At 45.9% G+C, this 21,753-nt stretch carries 10 protein-coding genes; 8 read left to right on the top strand and 2 right to left on the bottom strand.

Annotated features, from left to right (window positions below; genetic code table 11):
* Window positions 1-167 precede the first annotated feature (167 nt).
* The 3 genes from sps_RS11385 to sps_RS11375 all read left to right on the top strand — a co-directional run bounded on the left by sps_RS11385 (window position 168) and on the right by sps_RS11375 (window position 6,761).
* Window positions 168-1,346 carry an efflux RND transporter periplasmic adaptor subunit gene (locus sps_RS11385; RefSeq protein ID WP_077752637.1) on the top strand — a complete coding sequence of 393 codons (1,179 nt, stop codon included), beginning with the start codon at window positions 168-170 and terminating at the stop codon, window positions 1,344-1,346.
* Between the two features lie 98 nt (window positions 1,347-1,444).
* A complete protein-coding gene (locus sps_RS11380) occupies window positions 1,445-4,564 on the top strand; it encodes an efflux RND transporter permease subunit (protein WP_077752636.1) in 3,120 nt (1,039 codons plus the stop codon).
* Between the two features lie 145 nt (window positions 4,565-4,709).
* Entirely contained in the window at window positions 4,710-6,761 is a 2,052-nt protein-coding gene (locus sps_RS11375; RefSeq protein WP_077752635.1) for a cation:proton antiporter, read from the top strand.
* Window positions 6,762-7,088: 327 nt separating this feature from the next.
* Here sps_RS11375 and yiaY read toward each other — a convergent pair whose 3' ends face one another.
* Both yiaY and sps_RS11365 read right to left on the bottom strand, forming a co-directional pair.
* Entirely contained in the window at window positions 7,089-8,237 is a 1,149-nt protein-coding gene (yiaY, locus tag sps_RS11370) for an L-threonine dehydrogenase (protein ID WP_077752634.1), read from the bottom strand.
* Between the two features lie 215 nt (window positions 8,238-8,452).
* Window positions 8,453-10,333 carry a methyl-accepting chemotaxis protein gene (locus tag sps_RS11365; protein ID WP_077752633.1) on the bottom strand — a complete coding sequence of 627 codons (1,881 nt, stop codon included), beginning with the start codon at window positions 10,331-10,333 and terminating at the stop codon, window positions 8,453-8,455.
* Between the two features lie 125 nt (window positions 10,334-10,458).
* On the opposite strand from sps_RS11365, the gene sps_RS11360 reads away from it, so the two are divergent.
* The 5 genes from sps_RS11360 to sps_RS11340 all read left to right on the top strand — a co-directional run bounded on the left by sps_RS11360 (window position 10,459) and on the right by sps_RS11340 (window position 21,746).
* Window positions 10,459-11,628, top strand: coding sequence for a porin (locus tag sps_RS11360; RefSeq protein WP_077752632.1), 1,170 nt, complete (start codon window positions 10,459-10,461; stop codon window positions 11,626-11,628).
* Window positions 11,629-12,429: 801 nt separating this feature from the next.
* Window positions 12,430-14,640, top strand: a complete 2,211-nt coding sequence (malQ, locus tag sps_RS11355; protein ID WP_077752631.1) for a 4-alpha-glucanotransferase — start codon at window positions 12,430-12,432, stop codon at window positions 14,638-14,640.
* Window positions 14,641-14,751: 111 nt separating this feature from the next.
* Complete coding sequence (gene glgB, locus sps_RS11350; protein WP_077752630.1) at window positions 14,752-17,109, top strand: 1,4-alpha-glucan branching protein GlgB; 2,358 nt, start codon at window positions 14,752-14,754, stop codon at window positions 17,107-17,109.
* Window positions 17,096-19,234, top strand: coding sequence for a glycogen debranching protein GlgX (glgX, locus tag sps_RS11345; RefSeq protein WP_077752629.1), 2,139 nt, complete (start codon window positions 17,096-17,098; stop codon window positions 19,232-19,234). The genes glgB and glgX overlap by 14 nt, the downstream gene beginning before the upstream one ends.
* A complete protein-coding gene (locus tag sps_RS11340) occupies window positions 19,224-21,746 on the top strand; it encodes a glycogen/starch/alpha-glucan phosphorylase (RefSeq protein WP_077752628.1) in 2,523 nt (840 codons plus the stop codon). Before glgX ends, sps_RS11340 begins: the two co-directional genes overlap by 11 nt.
* Window positions 21,747-21,753: the final 7 nt, after the last annotated feature.

Below are 21,753 nucleotides of genomic sequence, written 5' to 3'. Positions count from 1 at the left end.
ATGTGAGGGAAAGTGTTGTTCGATTTGCAAAGGAGGTGATGAGTGATAGCTTGCTAATAGACAGGTTGTGAAATAAATGAAATAAACTTGTGAATAGCTATTATTGCTGCAGTTATCTGCTTATAATTTCAGGATAAAAAATTTGAATTACTCTACCGGAGGCTTAAATGCTGGCCAGAACCGTTTCAACTCTAAAGTGGTGCGCTCTTTTCATCGTAGCACTACAACTTACAGCCTGTGGAGAAGCTCCGGCGCCTCAAGCTGCGATGCTTCCAAGTGTGATTGTCAATACGGCTAGTACCAAAGAAATTCAGTCTAAATCTGAGATAGTGGGACGTACCAGGGCATCTGAAGATGTCACCATCAAGTCTCAAATTCAGGGCCAATTACTCAGGCGTGCGTTTGTTGAGGGAGATGACGTTAATGCCGGCGATCTGTTATTTGAGATCGACCCTGCCAATTATATTTCCGAATTAGCTCAGCAAAAAGCGGTGCTTAAGCAGGCACTAGCATCGAGAGATGTGGCGGTAATGAATTGGGAGCGTGGCAGAAGACTGCTCCCAGATGGCATGATCAGTGCTCAAGATATGGATGAGTTAACTTCCCGTAAGCTCACTACTGCAGCGGGTGTCGTACAAGCTGAGGCTGCTGTGCAAGGCGCTGAATTACAACTTAGTTATACTAAGGTTTACGCGCCTATTTCCGGTCGTATCAGTAATGCTAAGGTCAGTACCGGTGATATCATCACCCCAAATTCCGAGATGGCGAATCTGGTTCAGCTACAACCTATGTGGGTTAACTTCCAGGTTGCAGAGAAGGAACTCATCTCTGCACAACAGAAATTATCACAGGCGGAAAAACGTGAAGTGAAGATTTCAGATATCGTGATCAGCCTTCGATTGCCAAACGGTACCATGTTTAATGAGACAGGTTACATCGATTTTATTAGTAATAAGGTCGATGCTGCGACGGGAACATTACCCCTTAGGGCAACGTTTAAAAATGATGATAAATTGATGCTTCCAGGCCTGTTTGTGACTCTGGTTATCGAGTCACCCATTAAAGAACAAGCCTTACTCATTCCTCAAGCATCAGTACAGGAAGATCAGCAAGGTCGCTTCGTCATGGTGCTGAATGAGCAAGATGAAGTAGAGAAGCGTATCGTCGAGTTAGGTGAACGTTTCGGTATCGATTGGCGCGTGCTTAGTGGTCTCAATGATGGCGAGCGTATCGTTGTCGATGGTTTACAGAAGATCCGTCCGGGTATCAAGGTTAATGCTGTCGAGCAAGAAATAGTGCCATTCCAAAATACTCAAGCTACACCCACTGCCAGCGATGCTAAGTAGGACTTAATGTATATGAGTGAGTTTTTTATTGGTGGCTCTAAAATTAGCCTAAGTTTGCCTTTGCCTTTGCCTTTGTCATTGGCTAATAGGGGAATGTCATGATTAGTGAATTTTTTATCAACAGGCCTAAGTTTGCCTTCGTCATTTCGACGGTATTGACGCTTGTGGGTCTGATTTCTATTCCGATCTTGTCTGTGTCGGAATTTCCTGAGATAGCGCCACCTCAGATTAATGTGTCGACCAGCTATTCCGGTGCCAGTGCTAATATCGTTAGAGATACCATAGCCCAGCCACTGGAAGCGGAAGTGAATGGCGTCGAAGACATGCTCTATATGGAGTCTAAGAGCGCCAACGATGGTAGCTACTCCTTGAGTGTGACATTCGATGTGGGTACCGACGCCGACATGGCTCAGGTAAAAGTACAGAACCGCGTACAACAGGCCATGCCAAGGCTACCCTCTGAGGTGCAACGTCAAGGTGTCACGGTTGAGAAGCAGAGCCCGAACATTTTGATGGTGGTGAACTTAGTATCCCCCAAGGAGACTTTCGATTCTCTGTTTATCACCAACTATGCTGGACTCAATGTTACCGACTCATTAGCGCGCCAAAATGGTGTGTCTAAAGTACAGGTGATTGGTGCGCTGGATTACGCCATGCGTATCTGGCTCGATCCAGATAAAATGGCCAGTTTTGGTGTAACGGCGTCGGATGTCATCGCTTCTCTACAAGAGCAGAACATTCAGGTCGCAGCGGGGCGTATTGGCGCTGCTCCAGTGGATCCGGATCAACAGTTTCAGTACACATTACAAACCAAAGGACGTTTGAAGGATCCCCAAGAGTTTCGTCAGGTGATGATCCGCGCCAACAACGATGGCTCTAAAGTGGTTGTCGGCGACATTGCTCGCGTCGAACTTGGCTCTCAGACCTATGATGCACAAGGTAAGCTCAATAATAAGCCTTCGGCAATTATCTCCATTTATCAGTCACCCGATGCTAATGCATTGGAAGTTGGTGCGGCGATTAAGACTGAGATGGCCAAGCTGTCTAAGCAGTTTCCAAAAGATTTGGAATATGAGGTTCTCTATGACACCACCGAGTTTGTGGAAACCTCAATCAAGGAGGTAGTGCAAACCCTGTTTATCTCCATAGCACTTGTAGTCTTAGTGGTGTTTATCTTCTTGCAAGATGTACGCTCGACTCTGGTTCCTGCCATTGCTATTCCTGTTTCACTAATCGGTACATTTGCCTTCCTGCTCGTTTTTGGCATGAGTATAAACACTGTATCTCTGTTTGCCCTGATCTTGGCCATAGGTATTGTGGTCGATGATGCGATTGTGGTGGTGGAGAACGTCACACGCTTGATGGAAAGTGAGGGATTATCACCCAAAGAAGCGACATCTAAAGCGATGAAAGAGGTCACTGGGCCTATTATCGCGACTACCTTAGTATTATTGGCGGTGTTTGCTCCTACGGCCGTCATGCCTGGGATCACGGGTCAGATGTATGCCCAGTTCTCTGTGACCATATGTATCGCAGTACTCATTTCTTCGATTAACGCCCTGACATTAAGTCCAGCTCTGTGTGCCTCTCTTCTGAGGCCGCCAAAGAAACATACCAAAGGCTTCCATGCCACCTTCAACAAGCATTTTGAGCGTGTGACAGGTAAGTACATGAAGTTGGTGTCATCACTGACTCGTAAACTTTCTTTAGTCCTCATTGTTTATGTTTGTCTGATCGCCCTAACGGGAGGCTTAGCTAAGATCTTACCTTCTGGCTTCGTGCCCATGGAAGATAAGAAATCCTTTATGGTGGATATTCAATTGCCAGATGGTGCGTCACTTAACCGTACCGAAGAGGTGATGCGAGAGCTGGTCGAGTTAACGTTAGCCGAGCCAGGGGTCGAAAATGTGATCCATGCCAGTGGTTTCAGTATCTTATCAGGGTCAGTAGCCTCTAATGGCGGTTTGATGATCGTGATTCTCTCAACTTGGGAGGAGCGAGATACACCGGATATGGTGGAGGCTGCGATAGTTGCCAAGCTGCAAGCTAAGTACTCGGCTAATCCTTCAGTGAAAGCCATGGCATTCTCACTGCCGCCTATTCCTGGCGTGGGTAGTGTCGGTGGCTTCGAGTTCGTGTTGCAAGATACTCAGGGAAGAACGCCTCAGGAGCTAGCTTCTGTGATGCGAGCCTTGATCATGAAAGCCAATGAACAGCCTGAAATCGCCATGTCATTCAGTAATTTCCGTGCAGATGTACCGCAGATGTACGTGGATGTAGACAGAGACAAGGCGAAGGCGTTAGGGATTTCTCTTAACGAGATTTTCTCAACCATGCAAACCATGCTGGGCTCCATGTACGTTAACGATTTCAACCGTTACGGCAAGGTATTTAGGGTGATCTTGCAGGCCGAAGGAGAATTTCGAAATTCTGATCAAGATATCTCGCGTTTCTATGTGCGCTCTAAAAGCGGGGAGATGGTCCCTCTGAGTACACTCGTGACAGTGACCCCAATATTAGGTCCTGACGTGATGACCTCATATAACATGTTCAGCTCGACCACCATCAATGGATTCCCTGCAGCAGGTTTTAGTTCGGGCGATGCGATTTCAGCCATGGAGCGAGCGGCTAATGAGACTCTGCCTGCGGGTTATACGTTCGAGTGGACGGGTCAGACTTATCAAGAGATTAAGGCGGGTAATTTAGCGCCGTTGATTTTTGCTCTGGCTTTGGTGTTTACCTACCTTTTCTTAGTGGCTCAGTACGAGAGTTGGACCATACCCTTCGCGGTTATTCTGGCTGTGCCTATTGCGGTATTAGGGGCTTTCCTTAATATCTGGCTGGTGGGCGCAGACTTGAACCTCTATGCACAGATAGGTCTGGTGCTCTTGATTGGATTGGCGTGTAAGAATGCTATTTTGATTGTGGAGTTTGCCAAGCAACTGCGTGAAGAGGGTAAGAGTATTCTCGATGCGGGGGAAACGGCTGCTAGATTGAGATTCCGAGCGGTATTGATGACGGCTTTCTCTTTCTTGCTTGGGGTATTACCTCTGGTTATCGCAACAGGTGCTGGTGCGGGAAGTCGACGTGCCTTAGGTTATTCGGTGTTTGGCGGTATGTTAGCGGCCACTATCGTTGGTACCCTGTTAGTTCCTGTTTTCTATGTGATGATGCAGAAGATGCGAGAGAAGTTTAAGGGAGAAGCTAAAGCGACATAAATTGAATCTTTAAGTCTATTCCGTCAAGAGAGCCCAAGCGAGTTAGTTTGGGCTTTTTTGTGGGGCTCTCAGAGCCTTATAAACGTGATTAATTGATGATTTAGGACTACTTTTAATAGACGATACTAATGTCTGGGTGATGCATATGCATATGCAAATGACCTTACAGCTTTTAGTATTTTTTGTGGTAGCGATAATATTAGGGATCGTGTTACGCAGGCTATTGAAAAATACGGCAATCCCATACTCTGTGGCCCTATTAGTCCTAGGTATGTTGATTGGCTCAGTGTTAGATTACGATATTCAGACTCCCTTCTTGCATGAACTTAAATCAGCTTTTCTGCTTGCCAGCCAACTAGACGCAAACCTTATCATGTTTATTTTTCTACCTGCCTTGGTTTTTGAGTCGGCTTTTTCACTGGAAGTTCATTTGTTTAAGCGTATGTTCTCTCAAATCGCCCTGCTAGCGATCCCAGGGATGGTACTTTGCACTGTGATCACCGCCTTGTTAAGCCTTAGCGTTTTACCTTGGCATTGGTCTGTGGGCACAGCTTTGATGTTTGGTGCGATTGTCAGCGCAACAGATCCGGTTGCTGTGGTTTCCTTGTTAAAAGAGATGTGCTCAAGAGCTAGGCTGCAAACGTTAATTGAGGGAGAGTCTTTACTCAATGATGGTACCGCTATCGTTTTGTTTACCTTGTTCATGGGTCTAGCGACTCAGGCTCAAGCCGAGTTTAGTTTCATGCATGTGATAGGCGAGTTTACCCGAGTTGTTTCCATAGGCGTGCTTATCGGCGCCGTTGTCGCCGCAATTAGCTTGAAGTTTATCGGGTCCTTGTTTAATGACAGCCTAATAGAAATCGCGCTGACCTTAGTTTTGCCCTATCTGGTGTTTTATTTGTCTGAGCATGTGTTTCATGCATCGGGTGTGGTGAGTGTGGTTACTCTGGCGCTCATTTATGCAGGTCCTGGTCGAACAAGGTTTTCCCCCGAGGTGATGGAGCACCTACATCACTTTTGGCATACCTTGTCTTATCTGTTTAACACCTTAATCTTCATCTTAGTCGGTTTGGTAGTATCGACTCGACTGGGGCTTGCCGATTTAGCCAATTGGCAGTACTTAGCAGTGATCTTTGCTGGAATACTGGTCATTAGAACCATGGTGATTGTCGGCTTTATGCCGATCTTAGCCAGAATAGGCATAGGCTTGACCAAGGAGAAATCAATCGTCTTGATTTGGGGAGGTTTGCGGGGGGCAGTCTCCTTAGCATTGGCATTAATCGTGGCAACCAATGAGTCCTTGGATATTCAATTAAGGGATCAGGTTCTGTTTCTCACCGCGGGTATAGTGGTACTCACCATCGTAGTCAATGGCTCTAGTATGCGGTTTGTGATGGCAAAACTTGGGCTCGATAAGCTGCCGAAAGCCAAGCAGAAAACCTTTGCTAAGGTGCAGCATAAGATCTCAGATGAAATGGTCAAGGTGAGGGAGAGCCTTAAACAAGATGAACACTTGAAGGCTGTTAATTGGCAGGCTGTAGATCGCAATATTGTCACAGTAGCGACGCCTTATAAAGAGGAAGAGAGTATCGATACTCAGGTGGAATACCAAAGAAAGCTGCTTGAATCGGAGCGGCAATTTTACTGGAATCAATTTGCCAAAGGCTTACTTAGCCAAGATGCTACTCATATTTTAATCGGTGCGATAGAGAAGGCGTTAGACGGCACGCCGCAGATCTGGCCCAGACCCTTTATCGCTAAGCATTGGCAGATCCCTAGGTGGGCTAATCAGTGTGCAAACATGCCTATCATAGGTGTTTATGCTCGAGGGGCGAGTTATAAGCAGCATGTGATTACTTTCGAGAGTGCCAGAGGCTTGTTTGAGGCGAGTACTTATATTCTCGAACTTGCGCCTAGTTTGTCCTTAGAGGTCGAGCAGTTAGAGACGGCTTTGGAGCAGATGACCTTAGTGAATCAATTTGCCGATAACACCTTAAATGATTTTCGTAAGGACTCACCACATTTAGTGGAACGGGTTGAGTCTTATTTGGCCCTAAGAATATTACTCAATACCGAGCGAAAGAAGATCCAGGAGCTGACCCATGAAGGCATAATCTCGGAAGTTGATGCCGAGAAGCTTATTGAAGAAGTTGAGCTAAAGATGCATGAAAGCAAAAAACTTAATCAACTGGTATAAAGCTGTATATTTTCTGATAAAACAAATGAAGAAGGCCCGCAAACTATAAAAGTTGCGGGCCTTCTAGTTTGCTGATTCTTTGCAGGGAAAAAGCTAACTTTCACCACTTTATAACAAGTGTATAAGCCTTAGCTAGAGATAAGTCACAAATTTACTATCTGGAGTAACTCACCTTATGTATTTAAAAGGGTGTTGATTACCTATTTCCAGTATCTATGTGTATCTGATTCTGTCTGATTATCTCTTGCAACAAAAAGCCCAAGACTGTTAGTCTTGGGCTTTGTTATCTCAGGTTATGTACCTGTGCTTTATCTAGCGTGATTAGAATTAGAGCGCATTAGTGAATATTTGGCAGATCTCTGCATGAGTTGCTTGCTTAGGGTTAGTAAAGCCACATGCATCTTTAAGCGCGTTATCGGCCAGTGTTGGAATGTCTTCGGCTTTGACACCCAGCTTGGTCAAGTTCTCGGGGATCTTTACGGCAGCTGCCAATACTTTGATAGCATCAATGGCTGCGCTGGCACCTTGCTCATCACTCATATTTGATACATCTACGCCCATGGCCCTACCCACATCTTTGAGTCTTGGTGCTGCGACTTGCGCATTGTACTGCTGAACATGGGGGAGCAAGAGGGCATTACACACCCCATGTGGTAGATCGTAGAATCCACCTAGCTGATGAGCCATAGCATGGACATAACCTAAGCTTGCGTTGTTAAATGCCATGCCAGCTAAGAATTGTGCATAAGCCATCTGATCACGGGCATCGATATTTTGCCCATTGTCGACCGCCTCAGTCAGGTTAGCCTTGATCAGCTCGATTGCCTTGATAGCACAGGCGTCTGTAATTGGATTCGCGGCGATAGACACATAGGCTTCGATGGCGTGGGTCAGGGCATCCATACCGGTAGCAGCTGTGAGTCCGGCTGGTTTCGCCAGCATCAACTCTGGGTCATTGACCGACAAGATAGGCGTCGTGTGCTTATCTACGATAGCCATTTTAATATGTCGGGACTCATCTGTGATAATACAGAAACGTGTCATCTCGCTGGCGGTGCCGGCTGTGGTATTGATAGCAACCAGTGGTAGCTGAGGCTTGGTTGACATATCCAGACCTTCATAGTCTTTGATGCTGCCGCCATTGGTAGCAACCAGGGCAATACCTTTGGCACAATCATGTGGAGAGCCACCACCCAGAGAAACGACAAAGTCACAGTTGTGGCTTCTGAGTAGTTCAAGACCTGCTTCGACATTGCCTGACGTTGGGTTTGGCTGGACGCCATCGAAGATGGTTGTCACTATACCTGCGGCGCCTAACTTCTCTGCGACCTGGCCGACTAAGCCAATCTCTACTAAGGGCTTATCGGTCACAATGAGTGCGCGCTGAAAACCTAATGTCTTGATATCGCCTATGGCATCGTCGACGGCACCTTTGCCTAACACATTGACAGATGGTATAAAAAATTTAGCAGCCATAAAATCACCTTTATGCTTGAATGTTAAAAGTTGTTATCTTTTCTGGTAACCAAATTACCAACCTTAAACAGGGAAAGGTGTGATCTGACTCTAAAAAGTGGATTAGACAGGGGAAGGAGTGTTACAAACTTAGAGGTGGGCAACTAAATCTGTAAATTTATGACAAAGAAGATAAAGTTAGTCTGTCTTTGATTACATCGATAAAGGAAAAAAGCTTACACGGTAAACTTATTGAGCAGTAACTGCTGCTGTTTTACTTCTTCGATGAGTTGAATATTAGATTCTATCTGGTTCTCTGAGAACTCGCCGACACTGGTGCTTATATCATTGATGTTGTTGGTATTAAGGTTTATTTCTTCGGCGACCACACTCTGCTCCTCGATGGCTGCAGCTATTTGAATGTTTCTATCCATGATCTCTTTAACCGAACTTGATATGACATCGAGTGCATCGTTAGCGGTGGCAGCATGCTCAACACAAGTCTCTGCTTTTTCTTTGCTTTCTTGCATGGCTGCTTGTACTTGAGAAGAAGCTGACTGAATTTGCTCTATGGTAGTCTTAATTTCGGTGGTGGACTCCTGAGTTCGAGAAGCGAGCGTTCGGACTTCATCGGCAACAACAGCAAACCCCCGTCCTTGTTCACCCGCACGTGCCGCTTCAATTGCCGCGTTAAGTGCGAGTAGGTTGGTCTGCTCGGCTATGCCGTTGATGACAGACAGTACTTGTTCTATGTTATTGCTGTATTCGGCGAGTTTGTCACTAACGCCTTGTGAAACGGTAATTGTGCTGGATAGCTGGTTAATATAATCGGAAGTTTCAGTAAAGGTTATTTGACTCTGTTCGGTACGTTCATTGACTGCCGTGATAGAACTTGCTGCGTCTTGTGCACTACTGGCTATATCTGCAGAGGTCGCCGTCATCTCATTCATTGCTGTGGCTAGCCCTTCAATCAATGACTTTTGCTCCATGAGCTGCTCACCGGATTGCACCGCCAGATGTCTGGAGGTATTGCTATTATCGACCACTAAATTGGCTTTTTCTTTGATACCTATGACGAGCTGTTGCATTGACGTTAAGAAGAAGTTGAAGTTCGTTGCCACAGCGCCACATTCATCATCACTCTTAATGGCTAACCTTTGGGTAAGATCTCCATCGCCAGATGCGATATTGGCGATGGCATTTTCTAGTTCATTGAGCGGCATAAGTAATTGTTTTGCTAGCTTTCTAAGTATAAAAATACAGATGATAATACTGATTATGGCGAACAGGGCTGTTCTTTGGGTTAGGTCTGTTAGCGATTGATAAACTTTATCTTTTTCGAGTAATACGGCCAAATACCAATTCATACCGTTGGCTTTTTCTAGCGGGTAAAAATACAAGAGTTTGTCGGCTCCATCATGTTCAACCTCTATGATCTTCTTGCTATTATTCGGGGAGTGCAGATAAATATCTTGTGTTTTTTTATTGTTCATCTCACCGATAGGGTGAGTGATAATATTGCCATTCTCATCACTAATAAAAGCGAGCCCGGTGCCATCGAAGTTGATGGTATTTACCGTTTTGGCAATGGTATCGAGACTCAGGTCTCCGCCTAATACTCCCCTAAATTCGCCTTTATTTTTGACGTTTGTGACGATAGACAGCAGAAGCTCATTGGTTGCTGCATCTTTATAAGGTGCTGTGAATACGATTCCCGATTGATTTTTGGCCAACTTGTACCAAGGCTTTTCTCTAAAGTCTACATTTGGCGGGTTCTGTCTGTTGGGGTTGTTTGAACGTAAACCTGTTTCTGTATCGAGTGTGCCGAAAACGAGTAAGAAATCATTTTTTATTGCTGCTAACTCTAACCCTTGCTGAAATCCATTATCGGAATAATTATTTTCAATCATGTTTTTTAAAAGGTTTATTTGGGAACTTTTTCCGCTAAGCCAGTTGCTTATCCCTGTCGCGAGTAAAGAAGCATTATCTTCGATATAGGCTTGGGTTTTTTCCTCTAAGGTGTTCTTAATGGCGATATCGGTAGATATTGAAAGTAAGGAAACTAGGATCAAGATGACGACGCCAGAGGCAACAGAAAATTTTGTTCTGATTTTCATTGTATCGATTCCTAGTTAAGGAGGGTGGGAGTAAACGAATATAAATAAGCAGATAATCTCTTGGCTTTATGTTCAAAAGTATAGTCTATACTTTTTCTATCGCCTGCTTACATGGGTTAGGTTTTATGCGAAGTATATTTCTGGTCATCCTTATCTTAACGTTTTTATCTGTGATCCCCTTTAATGTGGTGGCTGCAGATTCAGACACCAGCTTAGAGATGTTGAAGCGGCAAATAGAGCAACTTCAGCAGCAAGTGTTAGCGCTTGAGAAGGCTCAGCAAGCCCAAGAGATTGAAAAGGCCAAGCAAGCTAGTTTGGCTAAGCAAGTAACAAAAGTCGAAGAGGTCGAGCCTCCCACCATGCCTGAAAAACCACTTAATAATACATTAAGTGTCTATGCCACCATGCGGCCCACTTTTGGCTATTTTGATGAAGATGCTGAAACCTTCTGGGATGTTCGGGATGCACTTTCCCGTGCAGGGATAAAAGCAACCAATGAGTTTATGCCGGGTTGGACTGCTGAGTTACATGGTGAGTGGGGGATTGATCTCTCCAATAATGGCGACTTTGGCACAGCCAGGAAAGCCTATGTCGCAGTCGGTGGTCCCTATGGCCGAGTCGCTGTGGGAAAACAGAGACCGCCACAATACCTGTTAATCGCGGAGTATGTGGATATTTTCAATCATGCAAATAGTCCTTTCTCTTATGATGCGGAAGGTATTTTCTTCGTCAATAATATGGTCACATATCGACTTCAAACCGGTGGATTTAGTTGGCTCGCTGCATCTCAATTTGATGGTGAAAGCGGCAGCAATGGTGCCGACTTGGTGAACTTAGGTTTAGGTTACGATCAAAGTGGCTTTCATGGTGCTGTGACCTATCTAATGCAAGATAGTATCGATGGTAATTTCACGACGGGGGAAGATGAGGTTTGGGCAATATCTTTAGCTCAAGATTTTAATAATGGATTATATTTAGCCGCTGCCTATCAAGATAAAAGTTACCAAAGGGATGCCATTTCTCAAGACCGTAGTGGCCACACTCTCGATGTCTCCACGGCTTATCGAATTAGCGAGCAATTCAGAGTGAAGCTAGGCTATTTTGATTTTGACGATGGTCGAGGAGCGCTGTTGAGTCAAAGGTATGATGGGTATAACACCACTCTGGAGTGGCTACCAGATGATAACTTACGTTTCCACCTTGAGTATCTAGCCAAAGATTACGATAACCTAAATGACTTTGACTCATGGATCATAGGCTTTAGATATGACTTTGCTAAAGACTGGCAGTTTTAACGTTTTCTTCAAATAAATCATTATCTACTCGCCATATTAGTCATATTAAAAGTGATAGGGGCTCTTGATAAAGTATTATTAAATTTACATCTTACTTGTTCGACTAATTGCTAGTGTTAATATATAGCGTTATCTATTAAGAGACGCTATTTTATTTTAAGTTGTTATGCTCGTCGCCCCCTCTCCTTCTTTTCTGCTTTAATTATCAACATTGTTTTGTTTATTCTGTATTCTCAGTGGTATTGTCTTTTGTGATGAAAAGAGTTTTTATCTTATTTAGATGTAAATTAATATATATTTAATTATAAGCTTATAGCTTATAAATATTAGGTTAATTTAACTCTTTATTCCGTCGTACTGAAATTAATTTACATCTTCAATATAGGTTGGTGTGTAATTGTTTCATGTTGATGTTTTTAAAGCAGTATTAGTGATTTTTTCTCGTTGTTCAATCTTGGTTTTTATATGTTCACAATGAATTTTTGTAACTTTATTACAGAAATTCATTGACTTGGTTTAATAATGATAATAAAAACAACCTAAGGGTGTTAATTATCGGTTAATTCTTTTGTTTGTGGTTTGCTTTCTGTTTAGTTACCAGTGATTTGTTTGAGGGTTTTTATTTAATAAATAGTAGTTATCTACTATTTACATGTTGTAAGCGGTCTACTTCTGTTTAAGTTTTTTTTAAATAAATTACCCTGTCATCTATTTGACATGAATATACCTCATTCTGGTATTTCCTGTTGCCGTGAATGTCATTGAGTATTGCTATGTGTATTTCCTATAAGGACGACGAGTATGGGGCTGGAAAAGTTGCTGTATCTGCAAGGCGTCGGTGCCGAGTTTATTAATTTTAGTGGCCAGAATGTCCGTGTTCCCGTCCAAGACAGGGAGGGTGTATTGAGGTGCATGCTGAATAAATTAGTTGATACTCGAGGTGAAATTGATGAAGGGTATCTGGAGCAGCGGATCCATGAACTCGATGCAAAGCCATGGACTATGGGACTCCATGGTTTTCAGCATACCTATATGGATGAGCCAGAGATCAGCCTGTATCTGCCCTCTGGTTATCAAGATACGCTGACGCTGAGGATTTTGAGTGAAGCGGGCGGTACATTCAGTCTTAGGGTGCTCCCGAGCGAAATGCGAATAGTCGGTGATTATTGCATTGGTAAGACCCAATACCTGCATTATCGCTTATCCCTGTTGGACTTAACGCGAGTCGATTCCGTAGGTGATCCCCATGGTAGTGCCGATAATCCTATCGAGTCCCATGCAGAATTGACTGAGGTGATAGAGGCCAAAAATCAGCGATTGGTTTCAGGCTATCACAGCGCAGAGTTAACCGCTGGAATGAACAGCTATTCTGGTGTGGTGATGATGGCCCCAAGGCAAGCATTTAGGCTCTCAAATATAGATTCAGACATAGATAAAAATAGCGACTCTAAGACTCAACCTCGCTCCTGGGGGGTCAGTATTCAGCTTTACTCGCTACGCAGTGATAGTCAGTGGGGCATAGGTGATTTTGGGGATTTAACTGAAATTATTGAGTTGGTGGCCGCCCAAGGGGGAGATTTTATTCAGCTTAATCCGCTGCATGCCTTAGATATCACTGAGCCAGATCACGTGAGCCCCTATAGTCCCAGCGACAGGCGCAGAATTAATCCTCTTTATATTCATATCCAAGGTGTATCTGAGTATGCCCTTGTGAAATCTCAGTTGCAGACCGATGAATTTGAGAGCCTAAGGGATTCAATCAATATTGATAATTGGTTGGATTATCCTAGCTTGACTCAGTTGAAATATCGCGCCTTCATCCTTCTGTATCAGGCGTTTAGTCTACCTGGCACTAAAATTCCTTCAGCCAGGAGGCGAGCATTCGATGATTTTGTGTCTAAAGAGGGGGATGCATTAACTCAATTTGTTGAGGCCGAATCGGCTAAAGCGGCCGATGACCTACCCAAAGAACTCAATTTTTATCGTTATATACAGTTCATTGCCGAAGAGCAACTCGGTGCCTGTCAGGCGAGAGCCAAGCAAGCCGGGATGTCCTTAGGCCTGATACGGGATCTTGCCGTTGGTGCTAAACCCGAGGGTATCGAAGTTCAGCAAAATGAGTCGCAATTTTGTCTCAATGCCAGTATCGGAGCTCCGGCGGATCCATTTGCGTCCCAAGGGCAAAATTGGGGGCTGGCTCCCTTAGACCCACTATCAATAAAAAAAGACAATTTTCAGCATGTTATTACCATCATTAGGGCCAACATGCGTCACTGCGGTGCATTGAGAATCGATCACGTGATGTCCTTGCTGAGAATGTGGTGGTGCCCCCTAGATAAGAAGAATGGTGAGGGAGCCTATGTGTATTATCCCGTTGATTGTCTTTTCGCCATTCTATGCCTTGAAAGCTGGCGAGCTAGGTGTTGCATCATAGGAGAAGATCTTGGTCTGGTGCCTCCCGAGATGGATCGACGCCTGAGATCCTCGGGTATTTATTCCAATCAGCTGTTCTACTTTTGCAAACACAGCACAGGTTTCACAGATCCCAATGAACATAAACAAGACAGCTTGATGATGCTGGCCAATCACGATGTGCCGAACTTAGCTGCGTGGTGGTCTACCAGTGATCTGCATTTGAGACGTCAGCTCGAGCTCATCGATAATGATGAAGCCTTGGGGGATGCTCTAAGCGGCCGCGAGGATGAGAAGAGACAGCTACTAAACCTGCTGATTAGTCTTGGTTGTATCGATGAAGCCACCGCAGACAGTCTGGAGTATGAGGCGTTACTCATAGCTTGGATAAGTGCTTCAGCCCAGAGCCACTCTGCCTTATTTAGTGTGCAGCTTAGCGATCTTATTGGTGACATGCACAGCGTAAATATTCCCGGAACCTGGCAAGAATATCCCAATTGGCAGCGACGTTTACCCATGACCCTTGCGGATATCCATGGATCTCCCAGAGTGAAGCACCTGCTGGAGCAGATAAGGGCGGCGAGAAACTCAGAAATCTAGGGGATGTAAGTATTGGTGCCTGAACGGGCAAAGCTGAGCCGTAAAGTATGTAAGAGTTTATCGGCATCACAGGTAATTAGCTTGAGAAATTTTAACTTTAATGGAAGATAAATGATGACTCAAAATGTCCCTCACTTTCATCACGGCGCCGATGTTGCGCTGCTAAATGGTGAATATTGCGATGTGTTTTCCTTGTTAGGTATGCATCTACTGGAAACCCCGAGTGATGCGCCGATAAAAAACACCAATGGTAAGCAAGCAGAAGCTAAATCGGTTCAGGTTAGAAAGCAGTTGGTGGTTCGCTGTTTATTACCCGGAGCGCTCAGTGTCGAGGTGCTTAACCTTAAGGATGGACGTAAACTTGCCAGCCTGGAACGCGTCAATGAGACCGGTTTGTTTGCTGGGGTGATTGGCAGAAGAGTGAAACCTTTTCTTTATAAGTTAAGGGTCGAATATCCCTTGAGCGTCGAAGAGATCATCGATCCCTATCAGTTTCCTAGCTTACTCAACCAAGACGACGTTTACCTTTTCGGTGAGGGGCGCTTAGAGCAGGCGTATCATTTGTTGGGGGCGAGATGGCAACAGAATCAGGGCGTCGAGGGGGTGAATTTCAGTGTGTGGGCTCCTAATGCCAAGCGCGTGTCAGTGGTGGGAGACTTTAATCATTGGGACGGAACTCGACATGTGATGCGTCAGCACTTAGCCAATGGCATATGGGAGATATTCATTCCCCATGTAAATGAGCAAGCGCATTACAAGTTCGAGTTGATATCTGAGCATGGCGAGCGCATAGAGAAATCAGATCCCTACGCAAAAGCCATGCAAGCCGCACCGGGCAATGCTTCCTTGATCCCCCTTAAGAAAGATTTTCACTGGCAAGACCAAGAGTGGTTGGGGTATCGAAAGTCTCAGCAATGGCATCACCAAGCCATCTCCACCTATGAGGTTCATCTCGCTTCTTGGCGACGTAAGGGGGATGAGGGCGAGCTTTGTCTGAATTATCAAGAACTCATTGAGCAGCTGATCCCCTATGTCAAAGAGATGGGCTTTACTCATCTGCAGCTAATGCCCATCAGTGAATATCCTTTCGATGGCTCTTGGGGCTATCAGCCCGTGGGTCTATACGCACCAACCCATAGATTCGGCGATGCATTAGGTTTAAAGGCCTTTGTCGATGCTTGTCATCGGGCGGGATTGGCCGTGATCCTGGACTGGGTGGCGGCACATTTCCCCAAAGATCCCCATGGCTTGGCGCAGTTTGATGGTACTAGCTTGTACGAACATCAAGACCCCAGACGGGGCGAGCATCCTGACTGGGATACCTTGATCTATAACTACGGCCGCGGCGAAATCCAAAGCTATCTGCTGAGTAATGCTTGTTATTGGCTCGATGAATTCCACTTCGATGGTCTACGTATCGATGCCGTTTCCTCGATGTTATATCTAGATTACAGCCGTGAACCCGGGCAGTGGCTGCCCAATGCTCAGGGAGGCCGTGAAAATCTGGAGGCGATTAGTTTCCTGCAGAGCCTTAACCAACGTCTATACCAGGCATTTCCCGGGATCGTGATGATCGCCGAAGAATCTACGGCCTGGCCGGGGGTGACTAAGCGAGTCGATGAGTCTGGCTTAGGTTTTGGCTTCAAGTGGAATATGGGCTGGATGAACGACAGCCTGCGCTATCTGGGAAGAGATCCCATTCACAGGAGTCATCATCATAGCGAGCTGACCTTTAGCTTAATGTATTGTTTCAGCGAGCAATTTATCTTGTCTCTGAGCCACGATGAGGTAGTTCATGGCAAGGGGTCATTGCTGCACAAGGTGCCGGGTGATGATTGGCAGAAGTTTGCCAGCCTACGGGCATATTTCGGCTTCATGTGGGGGCACCCAGGTAAGAAACTGATGTTTATGGGCAATGAGTTTGGCCAAAGAGACGAGTGGAGCCATGAGCGGAGCCTAGATTGGCATCTGCTGCAATATGCTCCTCATCAAGGGCTGCAGACCTGGGTGAAAGATCTTAATCACCTGTATCTAAGTCAACCTTCGCTTTACAGTCAAGATACTCAGGCTGATAAGTTTCAATGGCTCGATTGCGATAATGACCAGTCTAGTGTGTTTAGTTTTGTTCGTTATGGCAGATCCACTGACGATCACCTGATATTTGTCGTCAATATGACGCCTCAGGTGCACCATGGTTTTCGCATCGGTTTGCCATTGAACACAGTATACCGAGAGCTGCTCAATAGTGATAGTGAGTATTATGGTGGTAGTGGGGTGGGGAGTACCGGGGTGATATTGGCTGAGGGAATGCCATATCAAAACCTGGCTTATAGCAGTGAAATCACAGTGCCGCCTCTGGGATGCTTAGTATTATCGCCCTCTCAATTAACCCGCGACTCAGACGCGAATTCAGCGACTCGCTTAGCCATAGGGTCAGCGAAGACTGGTGAGCAAGATGAAGCTCTCTAACGGTAAGCCTTATCCACTAGGGGCGAGCGTCGATGATACTGGGGTTAACTTTGCCCTGTTCTCGGCCCATGGCACCCAGATCACTCTGTGTATCTTCGATGAACACAGCAATGATGAAATTGCACGTTTCATCTTACCGCGTAAGTCGCAACATGTCTGGCATGGCTATCTTGAAGGCGCGAGAGAAGGCCTGTTATATGGGTATCGCGTCGACGGTTTATTTCAGCCGCTGTCAGGGCACAGGTTCAATGCCAACAAACTCCTGCTCGACCCTTATGCTAAGCAGCTGGTGGGTGAGTGCCGTGATAATCCAAGTAATTATGCTTATCAACTCGATGGTATTGAAGCCGACTTGTCTTTCGATACCTGTGATAATGCTGCCAGTATGCCAAAGTGCCGGGTTGTGGATCATCGCCACCTAGCACCTGTACTTCCTGTGCAGAAAAGCTATAGCCAGGAGGAAGTATCGCTTTCACTGCGCCGAAGCATCATCTATGAGCTACATGTTAAAGGCTTTACTCAGCTGCATCCGGATATTGCCAAACCTCACAGAGGCACCTTCGCCGGGCTCGCCAGCCCTGAATCGATAACTTATCTGAATAACCTTGGGATCACCTGCGTTGAGTTGATGCCGGTGCAGAGTTTCTTCGATGAGCCGTTTTTACAAGAGAAGAAGCTGAGCAATTATTGGGGCTACAACAGCATAGGCTTCTTTGCACCCCATCAGGCTTATTTAAGTGGTGATGATGTTTTTGAGTTTCGTCATATGGTGGAAGAATTTCATAAGGCGGGCATCGAAGTGATCTTAGATGTGGTCTATAACCACACCGCCGAGGGGAATCGCCTCGGTCCGACTTACAGTTTCAGAGGCATAGATAATCTAAGTTACTACCGTTTGAGTCCCAGTGAACCTAGATATTACATCAATGATACCGGTTGCGGTAACACGCTCAATATTGCTCACCCGAATGTACTGCAATTGGTGATGGACTCGCTGCGTTATTGGGTGGAAGTGATGGGCGTCGATGGCTTTCGTTTCGATTTAGCGACCTGTATGGGCCGTGAAAATCATGGCTTCGATACTGGTTCCGGTTTCTTCGATGCTTTATCCCAAGATCCGGTGCTGAGTCAGGTTCGCTTGATTGCTGAGCCCTGGGATATCGGTCCCGGTGGCTATCAGTTGGGACAATTTCCCATGGGGTGGAGCGAATGGAATGACAGGTATCGGGATACTATTCGACGTTTTTGGCGTGGGGATGCGGGGATCTTGCCCGAATTTGCCAGGCGTTTTCACGGTTCCAGTGATCTATTTGAACATTCAGGCAGACCGCCGGCGGCCAGTATTAACTTCGTCACCAGTCATGATGGCTTCTCCTTGATGGATCTTGTCAGTTACAGCTTGAGACACAACGAGGCGAATGGCGAAGATAATCGAGACGGTCATCAGGCCAATTTCAGTCATAACTATGGTGTCGAAGGTGCCACGGATGATTCAGATATCAATAGTTTAAGAGCAAGGCAGTGCCGCAATATACTTACGACGCTGTTTTTGTCCCAAGGTGTGCCTATGTTGCTGGCCGGAGACGAAGTCGGTCACTCTCAGTTAGGCAACAATAACGCCTATTGCCAGGACAATGGGCTGAGCTGGCGTGAGTGGCAACAAGATATCAGCAGTAATGGATTGCTGCAGTTTACCCGTAAGTTAATTCACCTCAGAAAACGCTTCCCTCTGCTTTGCCATCGCAGATACATACATGAGGGTGCCAATGTGGATGAACCTGGTCTCGACTGGTTTTGTCGTCAGGGGCTAGTGATGACCAAATCCTTGTGGAGTGAGACCCAGGCTCGAAGCTTGAGCCTAGTGATAAGTGGTGAACTTGAGGCGCAAAAGGGTTGTCGCCAGGCACTTCTCTTGATGCTTAATACCGATGAACAGAGTCTGGATTTTTGTTTACCTGAGCTCGATAACCTGTCTCCCTGGCGTTGCCTGTTACACACTCAAGACAGTGAACTAAACCCTGAGTCTGTTTCGCTTTCTACGAATTTAAATCCCTTGTATCGCTTACAAGACCGAAGCTTGATGTTGTTTTATGCCGAGTTTAAGGAGCCTGTGAATGAGTGTTAGTACCCCTAAGCGTAAACGAGTGTCCCAAGATAGACCATTGGATAAGTCATCGGATAAGTCCAACGATGTTAATGATGAAGTTAAAGAGCAGCTCCAGAATTGCGAGCCTTGTGAGTCTCTATCGGCTTCCTTGAGTCGTTATATGAATAATGGTCTGGGTCAGGAAGAGTATGCCCAGCATGACTTGTTTCATGCCTTAGCATCCAGCGTGAAAGAGCTGATGCTGGGCAACTGGCGAAAGACCCGAGCTAAAGACAGTCAATATCAGACTAAGCAAGTCGCTTATTTGTCGCTAGAGTTCTTGATGGGACGCGCATTAGGCAATGCCTTACTTAATTTGGATCTAACCGAAGAGAGCCGTGAAGCCTTGAGCCAGTATGCCGTCGATTTAGAATCTTTTGAAAGTTTAGAGCGCGATGCAGGCCTCGGCAATGGTGGCTTAGGTCGACTAGCGGCCTGCTTTCTCGATAGCTGCGCTAGCTTAGATCTTGCGGTGACAGGATATGGGATCCGTTACGAGTACGGCATGTTTGCCCAGAGACTTGTTGATGGATATCAGGTAGAGCGTCCCGATCGTTGGCTTAAAGATGGTAACCCTTGGGAAGTCAGGGTGCCCAATCATAATGTCACAGTGCCCTTCTTTGGACATACAGAAAGCTACCTCGACAAATTAGGCAGACGGCACGTCACTTGGGTCGATACGCAAGATGTGAAGGCGGTAGCCTACGATATGCCCATACCAGGTTACCGTAATGGCCGTATCAACACCCTGAGATTGTGGAAGTCAGAAGCCACCGATGATTTTGATTTAGCCGAATTTAATCAGGGAGATTATACCGAAGCGGTTGCCAGAAAAAACCTGGCTGAACAGATCACTATGGTGCTTTATCCCAATGATGCCAGTGAGAACGGTAAGGAGCTTAGATTAAGGCAGCAGTACTTCTTGTCCTCTGCGAGTCTGCAGGACTTGCTCAATAATTGGGTTAAGCAAAATGGCACCGATTTTAGCGGCTTCGATAGCGCCAATGTGATGCAGCTCAATGACACTCACCCCAGTGTTGCCGTACCTGAGCTGATGCGTTTGCTGGTGGACCATTATGCTCTGGAGTGGGACAAGGCCTGGGAAATAACCACTAATATCATGGCCTATACCAATCACACCTTACTTCCCGAAGCGTTAGAGCGTTGGCCTGTGCGTATGTTCGAGCAGATGCTCCCTAGAGTGTTAGAGATCATCTACGAGATCAATGCGCGCTATCTCGATGATGTGGCTCATCATTGGCCAGGAAATGGTGAGATGTTGGCCAAGATGTCGATCATCGAAGAGGGTGATGAGCCCCATGTGCGTATGGCCTATCTTGCCATCGTTGCCAGCTTTTCGGTCAATGGGGTGGCTGGCTTGCATACTCAGCTGCTGACATCGGGTCTGTTTAAACATTTCTATGAGCTTTGGCCTGAAAAGTTCAATAACAAAACCAATGGCGTAACGCCGAGACGTTGGTTGGCACATTGTAACCCCAGACTGGCTGCTTTACTGACTAAACGATTGGGCCACGAGTGGGTGGGAGACTTACAACATCTACATGCCCTGAGTGCGTTCACCGAAGATAGGACGCTGATTGATGAGTGGCGCGAAGTGAAGCAGGCCAATAAGCGTGAATTATCTTTGATGATAGCCAAAGAGTGTGGCGTCGAATTTGAGCCTGAAATGATGTTTGATGTGCACGTTAAACGCATCCATGAATATAAGCGTCAGCTCCTGAATATATTGCATGTCATTCACCTGTATCACCAGGTCCTCCAAGGTAATACAGATGCACTGGTTCCCAGATGTGTGCTGATCGGTGGTAAAGCTGCGCCGGGTTATGCCATGGCTAAGCTGCTAATCAAGCTTGCCAGCAATGTCGCTCATATGGTCAATTCTGATCCTGAAGTCTCCCCCTATCTCAAGTTTGCCTTTTTGCCGAATTATAACGTCAGCGCCATGGAGAAGATCTGTCCGGCAACGGACTTGTCTCAACAAATTTCTACCGCAGGAAAAGAAGCGTCTGGTACTGGCAACATGAAGTTTATGATGAATGGCGCACTGACTATCGGCACCTTAGACGGTGCCAATATTGAGATGCTCGAAGAGGTGGGCGAGGATAACTTCTTCCTGTTTGGTTTAAATGCCAGCCAAGTCAATGCACTGCAGCAAGATTACCAACCTAGCCAGTTCATCAATGAGTCTCCAGCTTTGAAACAAGTCATGGAATTACTTCAAAGCGGCCACTTTAATTTACTCGAGCCAGGCATTTTTGACAGCATCATAGATAGCATTAGGTCGCCAACCGATCCTTGGATGACGGCGGCAGATTTTGAATCCTATCGACTCGCGCAGCAGCGAGCCGCCAGTGCCTATAAAGACACTGAAGGTTGGACCAAAATGAGTATACGTAACACTGCATGCAGTGGCCGTTTTTCAAGTGATGTCACCATTTCAGCTTACCGTGATGAAATATGGAAAGCTTAATTATGGA

This window comes from Shewanella psychrophila (assembly GCF_002005305.1).
In the GTDB taxonomy this organism is placed as follows: Bacteria; Pseudomonadota; Gammaproteobacteria; order Enterobacterales; family Shewanellaceae; genus Shewanella; species Shewanella psychrophila.
This window is presented reverse-complemented; position numbering and strand designations above follow the sequence as displayed.